The 17,608-nt window shown below is 72.6% G+C and carries 16 protein-coding genes; 4 read left to right on the forward strand and 12 right to left on the reverse strand.

Annotation, left to right across the window (positions count from 1 at the left end):
* Positions 1–7 precede the first annotated feature (7 nt).
* Entirely contained in the window at positions 8–3,013 is a 3,006-nt protein-coding gene (locus tag BN4251_RS07640; protein WP_087484524.1) for a multicopper oxidase domain-containing protein, read from the forward strand.
* 75 nt (positions 3,014–3,088) lie between these two features.
* Here BN4251_RS07640 and BN4251_RS07645 read toward each other — a convergent pair whose 3' ends face one another.
* Positions 3,089–5,503: a UvrD-helicase domain-containing protein gene (locus BN4251_RS07645; protein WP_212647598.1), complete on the reverse strand. Its 2,415-nt coding sequence runs from the start codon at positions 5,501–5,503 to the stop codon at positions 3,089–3,091.
* Positions 5,461–5,853, reverse strand: a complete 393-nt coding sequence (locus tag BN4251_RS18465) for a hypothetical protein (protein ID WP_212647599.1) — start codon at positions 5,851–5,853, stop codon at positions 5,461–5,463. Before BN4251_RS18465 ends, BN4251_RS07645 begins: the two co-directional genes overlap by 43 nt.
* Positions 5,854–6,032: 179 nt before the next feature.
* On the opposite strand from BN4251_RS18465, the gene BN4251_RS07650 reads away from it, so the two are divergent.
* On the forward strand, positions 6,033–7,169 hold the full coding sequence (locus BN4251_RS07650) for a lysylphosphatidylglycerol synthase domain-containing protein (RefSeq protein WP_245810248.1): 1,137 nt from the start codon (positions 6,033–6,035) through the stop codon (positions 7,167–7,169).
* 19 nt (positions 7,170–7,188) lie between these two features.
* Here BN4251_RS07650 and BN4251_RS07655 read toward each other — a convergent pair whose 3' ends face one another.
* The 3 genes from BN4251_RS07655 to BN4251_RS07665 are packed head-to-tail and all read right to left on the reverse strand — an operon-like array spanning position 7,189 to position 8,913.
* Positions 7,189–7,665, reverse strand: coding sequence for a hypothetical protein (locus tag BN4251_RS07655; RefSeq protein WP_087484526.1), 477 nt, complete (start codon positions 7,663–7,665; stop codon positions 7,189–7,191).
* A complete protein-coding gene (locus BN4251_RS07660) occupies positions 7,646–8,698 on the reverse strand; it encodes an alpha/beta hydrolase (protein ID WP_087484527.1) in 1,053 nt (350 codons plus the stop codon). The genes BN4251_RS07655 and BN4251_RS07660 overlap by 20 nt, the downstream gene beginning before the upstream one ends.
* Positions 8,695–8,913 carry a BldC family transcriptional regulator gene (locus tag BN4251_RS07665; RefSeq protein WP_087484528.1) on the reverse strand — a complete coding sequence of 73 codons (219 nt, stop codon included), beginning with the start codon at positions 8,911–8,913 and terminating at the stop codon, positions 8,695–8,697. Before BN4251_RS07665 ends, BN4251_RS07660 begins: the two co-directional genes overlap by 4 nt.
* A 317-nt stretch (positions 8,914–9,230) precedes the next feature.
* Between BN4251_RS07665 and BN4251_RS07670 the strand changes: the two genes are divergently transcribed.
* Positions 9,231–9,431, forward strand: coding sequence for a DUF3073 domain-containing protein (locus BN4251_RS07670; RefSeq protein WP_087484529.1), 201 nt, complete (start codon positions 9,231–9,233; stop codon positions 9,429–9,431).
* A gap of 102 nt (positions 9,432–9,533) precedes the next feature.
* Here the strand turns inward: BN4251_RS07670 and purM are convergent, their stop codons facing one another.
* From purM to BN4251_RS07705, 7 genes are all read right to left on the reverse strand, one after another.
* Positions 9,534–10,682, reverse strand: coding sequence for a phosphoribosylformylglycinamidine cyclo-ligase (purM, locus tag BN4251_RS07675; RefSeq protein WP_087484530.1), 1,149 nt, complete (start codon positions 10,680–10,682; stop codon positions 9,534–9,536).
* The gene (gene purF / locus BN4251_RS07680; RefSeq protein ID WP_087484531.1) at positions 10,679–12,169 is read right to left on the reverse strand and encodes an amidophosphoribosyltransferase; all 1,491 of its coding nucleotides are present in this window, start codon (positions 12,167–12,169) and stop codon (positions 10,679–10,681) included. The genes purM and purF overlap by 4 nt, the downstream gene beginning before the upstream one ends.
* Positions 12,170–12,222: 53 nt before the next feature.
* Positions 12,223–12,627, reverse strand: a complete 405-nt coding sequence (locus BN4251_RS07685) for a hypothetical protein (protein WP_087484532.1) — start codon at positions 12,625–12,627, stop codon at positions 12,223–12,225.
* Positions 12,575–13,303: a copper homeostasis protein CutC gene (locus BN4251_RS07690; RefSeq protein WP_087484533.1), complete on the reverse strand. Its 729-nt coding sequence runs from the start codon at positions 13,301–13,303 to the stop codon at positions 12,575–12,577. The genes BN4251_RS07685 and BN4251_RS07690 overlap by 53 nt, the downstream gene beginning before the upstream one ends.
* Positions 13,300–13,704, reverse strand: coding sequence for a sterol carrier family protein (locus BN4251_RS07695; protein WP_087484534.1), 405 nt, complete (start codon positions 13,702–13,704; stop codon positions 13,300–13,302). The genes BN4251_RS07690 and BN4251_RS07695 overlap by 4 nt, the downstream gene beginning before the upstream one ends.
* Before the next feature lies 1 nt (position 13,705).
* Entirely contained in the window at positions 13,706–15,004 is a 1,299-nt protein-coding gene (locus tag BN4251_RS07700) for an adenylosuccinate synthase (protein WP_087484535.1), read from the reverse strand.
* Between the two features lie 93 nt (positions 15,005–15,097).
* Complete coding sequence (locus BN4251_RS07705) at positions 15,098–15,523, reverse strand: DUF3151 domain-containing protein (RefSeq protein WP_087484536.1); 426 nt, start codon at positions 15,521–15,523, stop codon at positions 15,098–15,100.
* 54 nt (positions 15,524–15,577) lie between these two features.
* Between BN4251_RS07705 and BN4251_RS07710 the strand changes: the two genes are divergently transcribed.
* A complete protein-coding gene (locus tag BN4251_RS07710) occupies positions 15,578–17,581 on the forward strand; it encodes a phosphotransferase (protein WP_087484537.1) in 2,004 nt (667 codons plus the stop codon).
* Positions 17,582–17,608: the final 27 nt, after the last annotated feature.

Below are 17,608 nucleotides of genomic sequence, written 5' to 3' on the forward strand. Positions count from 1 at the left end.
GGTGGTCATGCCCGAGCCCTCCCGTCCCGCTGCGTCGTCCCGCTCTTCGCGAGCGGACTCCCCCACCGGTCGCAGCTCCTGGCACCGTCGTGCCTCACGGCCCGTCTCCCTGTGGATGGCCGCCCTGATCGTGGTGGTGCTCACCCATCAGTGGATCCCGCAGTCCCGCTGGCTGCTGGTGCACATGGTGACGCTGGGCCTGATCACCACTTCGATCATGGTGTGGGGGCAGCACTTCACCGAGGCGCTGCTGAAGACGCGCCTGGGCGAGGAGTCCCGGCCCCGTCAGCTCGCCCGCATCCGCCTGCTGACCCTCGGCGTGGTGGTCACGATCGCGGGCATGCTGCCGTCCTGGCCCTGGGTGGTGGTGGTCGGAGCGCTGATGGTCTCCGCCGCGCTGGTCTGGTACGCGGCCGCGCTGGGCGCGCAGGTGCAGGCGGCGATCGCGCCGCGCTTCGAGTTCACGGTGAAGGCGTACATCGGCGCCGCCTGCCTGCTGCCCGTCGGCTCGACCCTCGGCGCGGTGATGTCCTTCAGCCCGGGCGAGCCCTGGCAGGGCCGCCTGCTGCTCGCCCATCAGCTGGTGAACGTCCTCGGCTTCGTGGGCGTGACCGTCACCGGCACCCTGCTGACCCTGTGGCCCACCGTGCTGCGCACCCGGATCGAGCTGGCCGCGGCACGGCGGGCGGCGGGCGGGCTGCTGGGGATGCTGCTGGCGGTGCTCGGAGCGAGCGCCGGTGCGCTGCTCGGCTCGCGGCTGCTGGGCTGCGCCTTCCTGCTCGCCTATCTCGGCAGCTTCGTCTGGGTGGCGGTGACCCTGGTGCGGTTCAGCGCCCGCTCGGCACGTCAGGAGCGCAGGGTGCCGCTGCCGCTGTTCCCCGTGCTGTCCATCGCCTCCGGCGTGGTCTGGTTCGCGGTGGCGGTGCTCGGTCTGCTGGTGATGTGGTGGCGCTCGGCGGATGCCCAGCTGGCCAGCTCGCTGGTCGCTGCGGACATCCAGCAGCTCACGGTCCCGCTGGTCGCGGGCTTCCTGCTGCAGGTGCTGCTGGGGGCGATGAGCTATCTGCTGCCGGTGACGATGCGCGGCGGCCCCCGCTCGACGAAGGCGGCGCTCGAGATCATGAGCCGTTTCGCCGTGCTGAGGGTGGTCACCTACAACCTGGTGCTCGCACTGTGGGTGCTCGCCGAGATCGGGTCTGGGACCTCTGCGGCGCTCTTCGCCGCGCTCACCCTGGGCACCGCCGACGTCTCGGCCTTCGGCTCCCTCTCACGGGTGGCGCTCTCCCTGCTGGCCTTCGCGGCACTGCTGTGCTTCCCGGTGCTGATGGGCCTCGCGATCCGGGCGAGCATCCGGTTGCGCGGGGTCGAGCTGCCCATGCCCGGCCTCCGTCCCGCGCCGGATCCGGCGGCGTCGCCGCGCGGCGAGGAGGGCGCCGCCCCGCGCGGGGCGGGCTCGCTGCCGCTGGGACCGTCGCCGTCGGCCGCCGACGCCCCGGCCGCGACCGGGGCGAGCCTTCCGGTCGGTCCGCCGCGCACCTCCGCACCGGCCGAACCCATCCGCACCGCGCCCTCCCCTGCCGGGCCGGAGCCGCGCAGCGCCGGGACGATGGATCGCCGCGCGCTGACCGGGGCGCTGCTGGGCCTCGGCTCCGTGCTGGGGGTGACCGCGCTGGGCTCCGCGCTGGACCGCTCGCAGGGATCGGTCCCGGATTCCGGCGCCGGTGCCACGGGCGGCGGGACTGCCGCCGTGACACCCACCGGGAAGACCACCACGCTCACGGTGAGCATGGCGGAGATGCGCTTCTCCCCCGATCTGCTCGAGGTCCCCGCCGGGGATCAGCTGGTGATCGAGCTGCGCAACGACGACCCCTACGATGTCCACGACCTGGTGCTCGCCAGCGGCGTCTCCTCGGGACGGCTCCAGCCCGGGCAGACCGCCACGGTGGAGGCCGGGGTCATCGGGCACGATCTGGACGGCTGGTGCTCGATCGTGGGGCACCGCGCGATGGGGATGACCCTGCGCGTCAGCGCCCTCGGCGCCGAGCATTCCAGTCATCAGGCGGGGCAGAGCACCGGCAGCGCCGGGGACGAGCTCGCCCGCGTCCCTGCGGACCTGCAGGCCGCCCCCGGCCCCGCTCATCAGCGGCGCGAGGCGCTGCTGCCGCCGAGCGCCGGGCCGGAGCAGCGCCTGACGCTCGAGATCACCGAGGTCGACGTCGAGCTCGCCCCCGAGGTGAGCATGCAGGCGATGACCTTCGGCGGCGCGGTGGTGGGGCCGGTGATCCGCTCCGAGCTCGGTGCTCGCCTCACCGTCGACCTGGTCAACAGCGGCTCGATGGGGCATTCGCTGGACCTGCACGCCGGCACCGTCTCCCCGGACGAGGTGATGCGCACGATCCCACCGGGCGAGAGCCTCGAGTACTCGATCACCACCGAGCATGCGGGCATCTGGCTGTACCACTGCTCGACCATGCCGATGAGCGTGCACCTGGCAGCCGGGATGGTGGGGGCGCTGATCGTGCCGCCTGCGGTGCTGGCCGACGTGGACCGCGAGTACGTGCTGGTCCAGTCCGACCACTACCTGGTGCCCGCGGGCGCGCCCGGTGCGGAGGACGTCGCCGAGGGCGAGGCGCTCCCGGTGAGCCCCGCGAAGCTCGCGGCCGAGCGCCCGGACCTCACCGTCTTCAACGGGCACGCGAACCAGTACGTGCATGCCCCGCTCGAGGCCCGTGTCGGGGAACGGGTGCGCCTGTGGGTGCTCGCCGCCGGCCCGTCGCGCGGGATCTCCTTCCATGTGGTGGGCGGCGTGTTCGACACCGTGTTCAAGGAGGGCGAGTACTTGCTGCGCCCGGACAATGAGAACCGTGGCGGCTCCCAGGCCCTGGATCTCGCGGCGGCGCAGGGCGGGTTCGTCGAGCTGGTCTTCGACGAGCCCGGCACCTACACCGCCGTGAACCACTCCTTCGTCGAGATGGAGCGCGGGGCGCGCGCCCTGATCACGGTGACCCGATGACCGTCGCCCTCGCGGGGACGACCCGGGCATGGATCACCGCTGTCCACGGGTCGCCCCCTGAGCCGGGAGGTCGGCTCAGAGCTTCGTGACCGCGGCGTACCGCAGCACCAGGCGCTTGGTCCCGTGCGGGGCCCGGAACTGCACCTCGATCTGGGTCTTGTCCCCCTGACCGGCGACCTCGGTGACCGTACCCATCCCGAAGGAGTCATGGGTGATGCGGTCGCCGACCACGAGCTGGGGCAGCTTCTCGGTGGGGGTGGCCTTGCGGCCCGAGCCGAAGCTGGGGCGCTTGATGTCGCTGCGCCCCCCGCCGATGCCGCCGCTGAACGAGGGCCCCCGCTGCGAGCCATAGCCGTCGGAGCCGCCCGCGCTCCCGCTGTACCCGCCGAAGCCGGCACCGCTGAGGCTCGAGCCGGCGCGGGCCACGTCGAGCACGGCCTCGGGAACCTCGTCGAGGAAGCGGCTGGCGGGCATGAACTGGGTCTGCCCCCAGGTGGCGCGCATCTGGGAACGGGTCAGGTAGAGCTTCTCCCGCGCACGGGTGATGCCCACGTAGGCCAGGCGCCGCTCCTCCTGGAGCTCCTCGGGATCGCCGAGGGTGCGGTTGTGGGGGAAGGTGCCGTCCTCCATCCCGGTGAGGAACACGACCGGGAACTCGAGCCCCTTGGCCGTGTGCAGCGTCATCAGGGTGACGAACTGGTCCTCCTCGCCGGGGAGCTGGTCGGCGTCGGCCACCAGGGAGACCTTCTCCAGGAAGCGGTCCACGAGGCTCGCCTCCGGATCGTCCGGGGCGCGCAGCGCGGCATCGGGGGCGATGTCGGCACCGGGCGCGGAGTCCTCCTGATCGTCCTCGTCCTCGAGCTCGCTCGCGACGGCGTCGGCCTCCTCGATCTGGGCCTCGAACTCGGCGGCGACGCTGATCAGCTCGGCGAGGTTCTCCAGGCGGGACTCGTCCTGCGGGTCATCGCTGCCCTGCAGCTCGGCGTAGTAGCCGGAGCGGGTGAGGATCGCCTCGAGCAGCTCGGCGGGCCCCTCGCCCTTCTCGGCCATCTCCTGGAGGTCCTCGAGCATCGCCACGAAGGTGCGCACAGCGTTCAGCGAGCGGGTGGCGATGCCGGGGGCCTCGTCGGCGCGGCGCAGCGCGTCGCCGAAGCCGATCCGCTCGCGCTCGGCGAGCATCGCGATCGCGGCCTCGGCACGGTCGCCGATGCCCCGCTTGGGGACGTTGAGGATGCGGCGCAGGTTGATCTCGTCGGCCGGGTTGGCGAGCACCTGCAGATAGGCGATCGCGTCCTTGATCTCGCGGCGCTCGTAGAAGCGGGTGCCGCCCACCACGCGGTACGGCAGCCCGATGCGGATCAGCTGGTCCTCGAGCGCGCGGGACTGGGCGTTGGCGCGGTAGAAGATCGCGATCTCCCCCGCGCTGCGGCCGTCGTCCACGAGCGCGTCGATCTGGCGGCCGATGTAGCGGGCCTCGGCCTTCTCATCGTCCGCGACGTAGAGGGTGATCTTCTCGCCCGCCCCCTGGTCGGTCCACAGGTTCTTCTTGCGGCGCCCGGAATTCTCCTCGATCACGGAGTTCGCGGCGCTGAGGATGTTCTGGGTCGAGCGGTAGTTCTGCTCGAGCACGATGGTGCGAGCCGTGGGGAAGTCCTGCTCGAATTCGACGATGTTGCGGATGGTCGCGCCGCGGAAGGCGTAGATCGACTGGTCGGAGTCGCCCACCACGGTCAGGTCGGCGCGCGGATCATCACCCACCAGCTCCCGCACCAGCTGGTACTGGGCGGTGTTGGTGTCCTGGTACTCGTCCACCAGCAGGTGACGGAAGCGCCGACGGTAGCCCTCGCGGATCGCGGGGTTCTCCCGCAGCAGGGTGACGGTCAGCCCGATCAGGTCGTCGAAGTCCACCGCATTGGCCTGACGCAGCCGCTCGGTGTAGTTGGTGTAGATCCGCGCGAGGGTGCGCTCGAAGGGGTTCTTCGCGCTCTCGGCCTGGTCGGCGAAGTCGATCGGATCCACGAGGTCGTTCTTGAGGGTCGAGATCCGCGAGGCCAGCGCGCGCGGCGCATGCTTCTTGGTGTCCAGCTCGAGGTCCTTGGCGATCGTGGTGATCAGGCGCAGGGAGTCGGCGCTGTCATAGATGGTGAAGGAGCTCTTGAGCCCGGCCGCCGCGGCGTCGCGGCGCAGGATCCTCACGCAGGCGCTGTGGAAGGTGGAGACCCACATGCTGCGCGCGACGGGGCCCACCAGCTCGCCCACGCGCTCGCGCATCTCGGCCGCGGCCTTGTTGGTGAAGGTGATCGCGAGGATCTCGCCGGGCATCGCCTCGCCCGAGCGCAGCAGGTGCGCGATGCGGCGGGTGAGCACGCGGGTCTTGCCCGAGCCGGCGCCGGCGACGATCAGCAGCGGGCTGCCCCGATGCTCGACCGCCTCCCGCTGCGCGGGGTTCAGTCCGTCGGTGAGCTCCTCGAGACCGGGCGGCGGCGCCACAGGGCTCCGGTGCCACGGCTGCTCGGCGGGGTGCGGGGCGTGGGTGTGATCCGCCGGGGGCTCGGGAACGGGGCTCTCCGCGTCCGCGAGCGCCTCGTCGAAGGGGACGGGGTGTGATCCGCCGGGGGCTCGGGAACGGGGCTCTCCGCGTCCGCGAGCGCCTCGTCGAAGGGCGGCGCCTCGTCGTAGGGCGGCTCGTCCTCCTCGGGCGGAGCCTCGGGCAGCGGCGGCTCCTCGGGGCGGTCGCGCCGGTCATCGCGCGCCGACGGGGAGCCGACAGGGTTGACCCTCACCCCGTCGAGGCGGCGGAAGGCGTCGGGCAGCGAGAGATCGTCGAAGAGTGAGCTCATGAGGCCTCCAGGATAGGCACGCGCACCGACAGCAGGTGCCTGTGCGCCCCGCGGTGTGGACGGATCGACAGTTCCCCTCCCCGCTCGCGTCCCGCCCCGCGCCTGCCCACTTCCGTCCGGCGGCGGCCGGCACGCGCCTCACAGCGGGCGCTCGGCCCGTGCCATGCGAGAATCACCGCATGTCAGAGGCGTCCCCCGGTTCCCCCGACTCTCCGCGCTCCCCGTCCTCGGCACGCCCAGAGCAGGCCGGCGCCGCACCGTCCGGCGAGGATTGGCTCGCCGAGGAGATGGCCGATCTCGACGCGGAGCGACCGCCCCGCGCCACCGCGGGCAAGGTCGTGGCCCAGCTGGTCTCCGCGCTGCTGGTGATCGCCCTGCTGGCCTGGGCCCTGCCCTGGGCCACCGGCGCGAGCTGGGGCGAGATCGCCGGCGCCTTCTCGTCCCTGCCGCTGTGGGCGGTGCCCGCGATGGCGCTGCTCGGCGTCGGTGCGCTGCTGCTGGAGTCGCTCACCGTGCGTGCCGCTCTGCCGGGCTCCCGCTGGTCGCCGGCGCTGCAGGGGCATGCGGCCTCGAGCGCGACGGCCCTCGCCGTGCCCGGCGGGTCGATCCTGGGCCTGACGCTGATGGGCTGGATCCTGCGCCGCGCCGGTCTCGCGCTGTCTGTCATCCTCACCGGGATCATGGCCGCCTCCCTGGTGGAGATGGCGCTCACCTCGGTGCTGATCCCGGTGATCGGGCTGGGCGCCTACGCGCTGAGCTCCAGCCTGGCACCGGCCGGGATCGCGCTGCCGGGGGCGCTCTGGGCGGCGCTGCTCGCGGTGCTCGGCGCGCTGCTCGCCCTGGCGGCGACCGCGCTGCTGCTGCGCCGCTCGGTGCTGACGTGGCTGCTGGCCCACAGCGGGCAGAGCGTTCCCGAGCACATCGCCGCCCAGATCCTCCGGATCCGGGACTCCGTGGTGGAGGTGCTGCGGCATCGTGCGGCGGCGCTCACGCTGCCCACCGCGGGCGCTCGGCTGCTGCAGTGGGGAGCGCTGCTGCTGGCGATCGAGGCGGTCGGCGCCGAGGTGCCGCTGCTGCTGACGGTGGCGATCTTCGCGCTGGGCCGGGTGCTGTCGCTGGTGCCGCTGACCCCCGGCGGCGCGGGGGTGACAGAGGCGGTGGGCGGCGCGGCGCTGGTCGCGCTGGGCGTGGGATCGGCGCAGGCGGCCTCCGCGATGCTCCTGCTGCTGGTGACGATGCTGCTGGTGCCCCTGGTGTGCGGCGGGATCGCGACCGCGGCCGCGTTCACGACCGCACCGGCGCGGAGGGCGCGCTGAGGCGGCCGGCGGCGCGGGCTCAGCCCTGCTCGTCGTAGTCGGGGGTCTCGATCCCCAGGGTGTGGGACGGGTGGGCGAGCAGCCCCTCGTCGAGGCTGGGCATCAGGGGGAACCCGCCGATGCTCGCACCGTGCTCGGTGCCCACGAAGGCGGCGACCTCCTCGACATGGCGGTGGGCGTCGTCGCCGCGGCCGAGGAAGCCCGCACCGGCGTAGCCGCCCAGGCGTCGGCCGCTGCTGCGCTCCGCGCCGAGCGCCACGGCGTCGAGCTGCTTGGCGCTCGTGCGCAGGCCGCGCGCGATACGGCCCAGCTCTGGGTACTGCTCGAGGGTCCAGCGCTCGTGGGCCTGCTCCCCCACCGCGCGCACCGAGGGGTCCGGGGCTCGGGCGAGCTCGGTGAGCCCGTTGGCCAGCCGCAGGCGCAGGATCGTGAGCCGGTCCGCGGCGCGGCGCAGTGCGGCGGCATGGCGGCGCACCTCACGCGGATCCGCGGTCATCCGGCTCCTCCTTCCCAGGCCTCTCCGGCACGGAGCCGCCGTGCTCGGCGGCGGATGCTGTCATCGTAGGGGCTCCCAGTGCCGGTGACTCCAACCAGTCGTCCAGGAAGGCCACCGCGCGCGAGCGCGCGTCCGCATCCGAGAGGAAGACGTCGTGGCGGGCGCCCTCGACCGCTTCGATCCGCACCTGGTGCCCGAGCCCTGCGGCGGCCACGGCCAGGGACTTCACGTCGAGCACGGAGTCCGCACGCCGCATCTCCTCGCTGAAGCGGGACCCGAAGCGGCTGCGTGCCGAGTGCAGCACGAGCACCGGGATGCTGAGGGGTCCGGCTGCGGCCAGGCGGCTCTGCCCCTCGATGATCGCCGCGAGGGTCGAGGCGGGCAGGCGGTGCCCGCCGGGCGGCTTCAGGGAGAGGTCGTAGTCGTAGGAGCCCCCGTAGTCCCGGTGCGTGCTGCGGGCGAAGTGATCGCTGCCGACGGGGAGGATCGGCCGCTCCCTGAGCCGGTCCGCGAGCAGGCGCACGGGGGCCTCGGCGAGCGAGCGGCTGACCGGCCCCAGGTGCATCTCGAGCCAGGGCGAGTTCAGCGCGAGGCCGCGCACCGTGCCGGGATGGCGCTGGGCCCACAGCGCCGCGATCAGTCCGCCCGTGGAGTGCGCCAGCAGAATCGGCGGCCGCTCCCGCCCGATGATGCGCAGGGACGCGCCGATCTCCTGGTCGTAGCGGTTCAGATGGTCCACCGCCGTGGCGGTCTGTCCGGGCAGCAGACTGCGGCCGTACTTGCGCAGGTCCAGCCCCCACACATCGTGCCCGCGCTGCCCGAGGTGCTCCATCAGGTCGCGGTGGAAGATGTAGTCCGACCAGCCGTGCATCAGCAGGATCGGGGGCTTCTCATCGTCGGCCCCCACCGAGCCCGGTGTCCCGTCGGCGGATTCGCGGTGGAGGAGCGTCGCGATCAGAGGGCCTTCCTCGTCCTCGCCGAGCTCCAGGCGATGGGCGACGTATCCCTCTCCCAGGATCGGGTCGGTGCTCACTCGTCCTTGGTGCTGTCCTGGAGGAGCTCGACGACCTCGTCGCGCCGGTACCGGCGGTGCCCGCCGAGGGTGCGCATGTACGTCAGCTTGCCGGCCTGAGCCCAGCGGGTGACCGTCTTGGGATCGACATGGAACATCTTGGCGACCTCAGCCGGAGTCAGCAGCTCCGTGGCGTCCTGGTCGCCCGCGGGCTGTTGCTCCGTGGATCCGTTCATGGGGCGTGCGACCTTTCACTGCGAACGTCGGGGAGCGCGCGCACCTCATCGATCTCGAGCTCGTGCGCGGGTCCTGGCGCAAGACTACTCGGTCAGGAACTCGGATCGGCAAAATGCACGCCGTCGAGCGACCAAGATACGGGCTGGTCGGCGCTCCGCAGAACGGCGGGGCGGGGCACGGAAGGGATGTCCGGCACGTCTCACGCCTCGGAGTTCGCCGGACAGCAGGGCGAGCATGTACCCTGGGCATCCGAAACTAATGCCATCTTCCGGGTCGACAAGAACACCCGGCAGCCGATGCACAGGGGGTCAGATCCATGGGTCGCGGCCGACAGAAAGCCAAGCACACCAAGGTGGCACGGGACCTCAAGTACTACAGCCCGCCGACGGATCTCACGGCGCTGCAGCGCGAGCTGCAGTCGCAGCGGAGCGAGACGTCCTCCGCCGACGGAGACGACCGGGCCGAGGACAGCGACGACTGGGCCGACGAGGACGCTCCGTCCATCTATCGCCGCTGAGGACGCTCCGGCTGGGGCCGGGATCCACCGTGACACCGTACGAGGGCCGACCGCGAGGTCGGCCCTCGTACTGTGTGCGGGCGGTGCGCGAGCCGACGGGCCTCAGGCCCAGCCGGGGTGCTGCCCGGCGAGCATGACCGCCCCGCCCTCGACGCCCTTGGCCCCGGTGACCACGCTCTCGAGCGGCGCACCGGGCTCGGGCAGGGACTCCTCGGGCACGACCTCGCCGATCACGCGCGCACCGAGGCCGCGCTCGGTGAGCAGCGCGAGTGTCGCGTCGGCCTGCTCCGCACCGACCAGCGCCACCATGCCGATGCCCATGTTCAGGGTTCCCTCGAGGTCGAGCTGCGGCACCGAGCCCCAGCGGGCGACGTGGGAGAAGACAGCCCCCGGCTCCCAGGTGGCGCGGTCCACGCGGGCCGCCAGCCCGCGCGGCATGACCCGGGCGAGGTTCGCGGCGAGCCCGCCGCCGGTGACGTGGCTGAGCGCATGGATCGCGCCGACGGTGCGGGCATCGCGCAGCACCGCGAGCAGATCCGCGGTGTAGATGCGGGTGGGCTCGAGCAGCTCCTCACCGAGCGTGCGGCCGAAGTCCGTGATCTGCTCCTCGAGCGAGAGCCCGGCCGCGGAGACCACGGCGCGCACCAGGGAGTAGCCGTTGGAGTGGAGGCCGGAGGCGTCCATGCCGATCACCACGTCCCCGGCGCGGACCCGGTCCGGGCCCAGCAGCTCGTCGGCCTCGACCACGCCGACGGCCGCGCCCGCGACGTCGTAGTCCTCGGGGGCCATCAGGCCCGGATGCTCGGCGGTCTCGCCGCCCACCAGCGCGCAGCCGGCCAGGCGGCAGCCCTCGGCGATGCCGCGCACGATGTCGGCGATCCGCTCGGGCACCACCTTGCCGCAGGCGATGTAGTCGGTCATGGCCAGCGGCTCGGCTCCTACCACGATGATGTCGTCGACCACCATCCCCACCAGGTCACGGCCGATGGTGTCGTGGATGTCCAGCTCGCGCGCAATCGCGATCTTGGTGCCGACGCCGTCGGTGGAGGAGGCCAGCAGCGGGCGGCGGTAGTCCTTCAGGGCGCTGACGTCCACGAGGCCGGCGAAGGCGCCGATGCCGCCGAGCACCTGGGGGCCGTGGGTCGCGGCGACCGCCTCCTTCATCAGCTCGACGGCGCGGTCTCCCGCGGCGGTGTCCACGCCGGAGTCGGCGTAGGTGATCGCAGAGGGGCGGGGATCGGTGGTGTTCATGCGTCCTTCCCGAGGTCGGCGGGCTCGGACTCGCGAGCCTGGATGATGCCCTGGGCCCGGGCGACGGGCTCCGGCAGGGAGACCGGGTACTTCCCGGAGAAGCAGGCGGTGCACAGCGTCTCCTCGGGCTGCGCGGTGGCCTCGACCATCCCCTCCTCGGAGATGTAGCCGAGGGAGTCCGCTCCGAGCGAGCGGGCGATCTCCTCGATGCCGAGGCCGTTGGCGATGAGCTCGGCACGGGAGGCGAAGTCGATGCCGTAGAAGCAGGGCCAGCGCACCGGCGGGGAGGAGATCCGCACGTGCACCTCGGCGGCGCCGGCCTCGCGCAGCATCCGCACCACGGCGCGCTGGGTGTTGCCGCGCACGATCGAGTCGTCGATGACCACCAGGCGCTTGCCGGCGATCACCTCGCGCAGGGGGTTGAGCTTGAGGCGGATGCCCAGCTGGCGGATGGTCTGGCTGGGCTGGATGAAGGTGCGGCCCACATAGGCGTTCTTCACCATGCCCTGGCCGTAGGGGATCCCGGACGCCTGGGCGTAGCCGATCGCGGCGGGGGTGCCGGACTCCGGGGTGGGGATCACCAGATCCGCCTCGACGGGATGCTCGCGGGCCAGCTGGCGGCCCATCTCGGCGCGCGCCTCGTTGACGCTGCGGCCGGCGATGCGGGTGTCGGGGCGGGCGAGGTAGACGTACTCGAAGACGCACCCCTTGGGCTTCGGCGGCATCACCTGCTCGCTGCGCAGGCCCTGCTCGTCGATCACGATCATCTCGCCGGGGGCGACCTCGCGCACGAAGCTCGCGCCGCAGATGTCCAGGGCGGCGGTCTCGGAGGCGACCACCCAGCCGCGCTCGAGCCGGCCCAGCACCAGCGGCCGGATGCCCTGCGGGTCCCGGGCGGCGTAGAGGGTGGTCTCGTCCATCAGGGTGAAGCAGTAGGCGCCGCGCAGGTGCGGCATCAGCTCGCGCAGGGAGTCCTCGAGCGTGCCCTCGCTGTTCAGCAGCGCGGTGACCAGGGCGGTGTCGGTGGTGTTGCCGCGGGCCAGCTCGCCGGTGCGCGGGGTGCCCTGGCGCTCCTCGATGAGGGCGAGCAGCTCCTCAGTGTTGACCAGGTTGCCGTTGTGCGCCATCGCCACGGTGCCGTCGGGACGCGGGCCCAGGGTGGGCTGCGCGTTCGACCAGACGGAGCCGCCGGTGGTCGAGTAGCGGGTATGACCGATCGCGATGTGTCCCTGGAGCCCCGCGAGGGAGGCCTCGTCAAAGACCTGCGAGACCAAGCCCATGTCCTTGTAGACGAGGATCTGGGAGCCGTCGCTGGTGGCGATGCCCGCTGATTCCTGCCCGCGATGCTGCAGGGCGTAGAGACCGTAGTAGGTCAGTTTCGAGACGTCCTCGCCCGGTGCGAAGACTCCGAAGACGCCGCAGGCGTCCTGGGGGCCCTTCTCGCCGGGGAGCAGGTCATGGGAGAGTTTTCCGTCGCCGCGTGCCACCGGTCCATAGTGCCACAGCGGGGCCTCGCCCCGAGCCGCCGTCCACGGCGGTCTCAGCGGCGTCGGGACCTCGGCGGACGATGCCTGATCGCGTCGATCAGCGCGGCCAGGGCGGCCAGCGGCAGGCCCACCATCACGGCGGCCATCAGCACGAAGTTCACCACCGCGCCCAGGTCGGGGAAGTCGAAGAACGGGGCGCTGATCAGGGCCGCCACGGCGGGCAGGGCGATCGCGAGAGCCACCCAGAGTCCGAGCGTGGGGGTGCGTCCACGGCGCACGTAGATGCTGGTGCTCGTGCTCTCCGGCGCGGGGGCGCTCTCGTCGGCTTCGGGCTCGGCGCTCTGCGCGGTCTCATCGGCCTGCGCGCTCTCGACGTTCTCAGCGCCCTCAGCGCTCTCGGCCCGCTCATCGTCCTCGCGGGCGGTGGTGGGGTCCTCGGGGTCGTTCTCGGTGCTCATAGCTCTCCAGCGGGGCGAGATCTGCGATGTCGGCGGGACGCACTCCCCCGCCGGCGCAGACGTCGAGCAGGCCCTCGGCGGCGTCGACCATCGCGCCGAGATCCTCGGCGCCGTCGAGTGCGCGGGCCGCCCCGCCGGAGGTGAGCACCCGGTGGATGCCCAGCCCCAGCAGGTTGCGCACCGCCTCCGCGCGCTCTGTGCGGCCGGGCAGGGCGTCGAGCGCACGATGGACGGTGAGGGTCACGCCGCGCAGCGCGCTGCTGCCGGCGATCAGGGCGCCGTCGCGGATGGTCTCGAGGGCGGGGAGGTCGAGGCGGGCGTCCTCGGTGAGGGCGCCGATCACCACGCCGGCGGCGCCTGCGGCGACGCTCTCCCCCGCCTGAGCGGCCATCAGCTCGACCTCCTGCGGGGAGTAGGCGAACTCCTCGGGGTGGTCCAGGAAGTCACCGCGCTCGGCGCGGGAGCGGATCAGCACGTGGATGTCGAAGTGGGGTTTGGCCTCGCGCGCCGAGACCAGCGACGCGGCCCGGTGCGCGCACTCTTCAACGAGCTCGGGCGGCGGGGTGAGCCCGCCGCGCTCGAGGTCGATGCACAGCTCGACCCGGTCGGCTCCGGAGGTCGCGGCGACCTCCAGCCCGGCCAGGTCCTCGATCGCGATCTCGACGGCGACGCTCATCGTTCCTCCTGTTCACGGGCGGTGCGCACCAGGCGGCGCGGGCCGGGAAGCGGCAGCAGCTCACCGAGGTCGCTGCGCTCTCCGCTCGCGCGGACGCGGCCGTCGGCTATGGCGTCGGCCCAGTCCAGGTCGCCGCTGACCAGCGACAGCCAGGTGGCCGCGTCGGTCTCGACGACGGCCGGCGGGGTGCCGCGGGTGTGGCGGGTCCCGGCGATGGCCTGCACCGCGGCGTAGGGCGGGACCCGCAGCTCGACGGCGCCGCCGGGGAACTCCTCGGCGAACAGCTCGAGGGTGTGGCGCACGGCGGGCGCGAGCACGGGGCGCGCGCTGCCGGCCGGATCGAGCGCCCAGGAGGTCAGCGCGCTGCGGCCGGCCTCCGGATCGGTACGACGAACAGCCACGTCAGTCGGTGGCTCCGGGCAGCAGGTCGTGGACGGCGATGGTCGCGCTGCGGTCCGGGCCCACGCCGATCGCGCTGATGCGGCAGCCGGCCAGCTCCTCGAGGCGCGTCACGTAGTCGCGGGCGTTCTTGGGCAGCTCCTCGAAGGTGCGCGCCTCGGAGAGGTCCTCGGTCCAGCCGGGGAGCGTCTCGTAGACGGGCACCGCGTGATGGAACTCGGTCTGGGTCATCGGCATGTCGCGGTGCACCACGCCGTCGATCTCGTAGCCCACGCAGATCGGGACCTGCTCGATGCCGGTGAGCACGTCGAGCTTGGTCAGCACGATGTCGGTGAAGCCGTTGATGCGCGAGGCGTGACGGATCATCGGGGCGTCGTACCAGCCGCAGCGGCGGGGACGGCCGGTGTTCACGCCCACCTCGCCGCCGGTGGTCTGGAGGTACTCGCCCCACTCGTCGAACAGCTCGGTGGGGAACGGGCCGGCGCCCACGCGGGTGGTGTACGCCTTGACGATCCCGATCACCCGGTCGATGCGGGTGGGGCCGACGCCGGTGCCGGTGCAGGCGCCGCCCGCAGTGGGGTTGGAGCTGGTGACGAAGGGGTAGGTGCCGTGGTCGACGTCCAGGTATGTGGCCTGGCCGCCCTCCATCAGCACCACCTCGCCGCGGTCCAGCGCGTCGTTGAGCAGCAGGGTGGTGTCGACCACCATCGGGTGCAGGCGCTCCGCGTAGGACAGCAGCGTCTCGACGATCTCCTCGACCTCGACGGCGCGGCGGTTGTAGAGCTTGACCAGCAGCTCGTTCTTCTGGCGCAGCGCGCCCTCGATCTTCTGGCGCAGGATCGACTCGTCGTAGAGGTCCTGGACCCGGATGCCGAGTCGTCCGATCTTGTCCATGTAGGCCGGGCCGATGCCGCGGCCGGTGGTGCCGATCGCCCGCTTACCGAGGAAGCGCTCGGTGACCTTGTCGAGGGTCTGGTGGTAGGGCGCGACGATGTGCGCATTCGCGCTGATGCGCAGGCGCGAGGTGTCCACCCCACGCGCGGCGAGCATGCTGATCTCCTCGAACAGGGCCTCGAGGTTGACCACCACGCCGTTGCCGATCACAGGGGTGACCTGCGGGGAGAGGATCCCGGCGGGCAGCAGCTTGAGCTCGAACTTCTCGCCGTCCACCACCACGGTGTGGCCGGCGTTGTTGCCGCCGTTGGGCTTGACGACGTAGTCGACCCGTTCACCGAGGAGGTCGGTGGCCTTGCCCTTCCCCTCGTCACCCCATTGGGCTCCGACGATCACGACGGCAGGCATAGCGGCTCCTGAAAGAAGAAGGACAGTGGTGGGCGCGAGGCCCCGTGGATCCTACCAAGCAGGGGTGCGGACCCGGCGTGGAGGAGGCGGGGATCAGTCCAGCAGGGACGGATCCGCCTCGCGCAGGAAGGCGGTGACGCGATCGGCCTCGGGCTCATCGCCCAGCTGCCGGGAGGTCTCCCCCAGCATCGCCAGGGCGCGCAGGAAGCCGCGATTGGGGGCGTGCGCGGCGGGGATCGGGCCCTGACCTCGCCATCCGGAGCGGCGCAGGGCGTCCAGGCCGCGGTGGTAGCCGGTGCGGGCGTAGGCGTAGGCGGCGACCAGGTCGCCGTCGGTCAGCGCATCCTCGGCGAGCGTGGCCCAGGCGAGCGGGGAGTCGAGGTGGCGGGCGGCGATGTCCCGCGGCTCACCCTCGACGAGCTCCTCGGCCACCTGGACGTCGACGAAGTCGTCGGGAAGTCGGGTCTCGGGAATGCCGAGAAGGTTCCCGCTGGTGAGGTTATCGGTACGATCAGCCATGAAAGCATCGTAGGCGCTGTCGCCTGATGACCTCATGACAAGAATGAATCACCCATGTCACACACGCAGGACGGCTCCGAGCTCCTGACCGGGCCCGGTGCGGGAGGGCTGCTCCGCTCGGCCGTCGGCAACTCCGGCGGAGTGCTGCACAGCTGGCAGCTCGATCATGTCGATCATCGCCCGGGACGCAGCACCAAGGCCCTCTATCGCACGATGGTCTCCTGGCCCGAGCTGGACGGGCCGCAGGCGCCCGCCCGCGAGGAGCTCTTCGGCGCGAGCGCCCACATCGGCGAGCGCGAGAAGAACCTCCACGTCGCCGAGCAGACGCTGGTGATGACCGACGGCGACATCAATGTGCGCGTGTGGCGCTATCCGCATGATCCCTGGCTGCCGATGCTCCCCCACGTCTGCTACCCGGACATCGTGGGCCGCACCCTGCACGATCTGGGGGTGCCCATCGGCACCGACCCGTCGGTGCCGATCGCGATCGACGTGGTCTCCTACCGCCCGGGGCGCCGCGCGGTGCTGCGGGCCTCACAGGGCGATCGGGCCGTGTTCCTCAAGGTCATGCAGCCCCACCGCAGCGGTGAGATCGTGGACCGCCATCACCGGCTGCTCGCGGCCGGGGTGCCGGTGCCCGAGGTGATCGCCCATCACGACGGGCTGGTGGTGCTCGCCGAGCTGCCCGGGCGGCCGCTCGCGCGCGCTGTGATCGACGAGGGCGTGGACTCCTGCCGCGCCGAGGATCTGGTGGCGCTGCTGGATCGTCTGCCCGCCTCGATGTACTCCCTGCCGCTGCGCCCGCCGTGGACGGACTCGGTGGACTTCTACGCCGGGATCGTCAGCTCCTCGGTCCCCTCGCTCGGGCCGCGGCTGGATGCCCTGGTGCGGTCGATCCGCGACGGGCTGGCCGCGCTCGAGCAGCGCATGGACATGCGACCGCATGATGTGGTCCACGGCGACTTCTACGAGGCTCAGGTGTTCGTGGAGAACGGCCGGGTGGTGGGCCTGCTCGACATCGACACGGTGGGCCCCGGGCGGCGCGCCGACGACCTCGCGTGCCTGCTGGCCCATCTGAGCGTCCTGGCCGACTACGGGAACGCGGGGCGCATCGACCGTGCGATGCAGGAGCGGGTCGAGACGGCGATCCACAGCTGGCACGACACCTTCGTCGAGCGGGTGGATCCCACCGAGCTCGCGCTGCGCTCCGCCGGGGTGGTCCTCTCCCTGGCCACCGGCCCGCATCGGCAGCAGGAAGCGGCCTGGGAGGCGGCCACCGAGGCGATCGTGCGGGTCGCCGAGGAATGGGTCGCCGAGGCGCGACGGTCGGCGGCCCGCCGGTACGAGGCGACCGCGGCCCGGGAGGCGACGGGAGTCCGCTCCCCCGGCGCCCCCGCCGGCGGGACGACGCCGACCGGGCAGCGGCCCGCCGACGCGCTCCCCCCGACCCAGGGGCCGACGGGAGTGCGCCAGGTGCCCGCGCAGCGCACGGTGCCGCCGGTGCAGCGGACCGGGCCAGGTCCGTCGGTCGCGCCGGCGCACGACGCTCCTGCTCCCGCCCAGCGGTCGGGGCCGCCGCGCAGCTCGGACGCCCAGCGCTCCGGTCCGTGGCAGCAGTCGGCGCCGGCGCACCACTCCGCACCCACCCAGCAGCGAGCGCCGGTCCAGCAGCAAGCGGGTGTCCAGCGCTCGGCGTCAGCGCCGCACGAGGCACCGGGCCCACAGCACGCACCGGTCTCGCACGCCACCTCGGCACCGCAGCAGGCGCCGGCTCCGCAGTCGGCCCCCGCGCCGTACTCGGCACCGCCCGAGCACACCGCTCCCCCGACGCAGCAGTCGGCGACGCAGCGGCCAGGGCAGCCGGGACAGACACAGCAGTCAGGGCCGCAGCCACCGGCAGCCCAGCACCAGGGGACGCAGCACGAGGCGTCCGACGAGCCGACGCCGACGACGCAGCCGCTGCCGCCGCAGGGAGCGCCCGGCGCGGCGCGTCCCGGGGACGACGGCGACGACTCCCCCACTCAGGAGCGCAGGATCGATCAGGTCCTGCCGCGCTGAGGCGCGAGGCTGCACCTCTGCCTGCTG

The sequence above is a fragment of the Brachybacterium massiliense genome (genome assembly GCF_900184245.1).
GTDB lineage: Bacteria > Actinomycetota > Actinomycetes > Actinomycetales > Dermabacteraceae > Brachybacterium > Brachybacterium massiliense.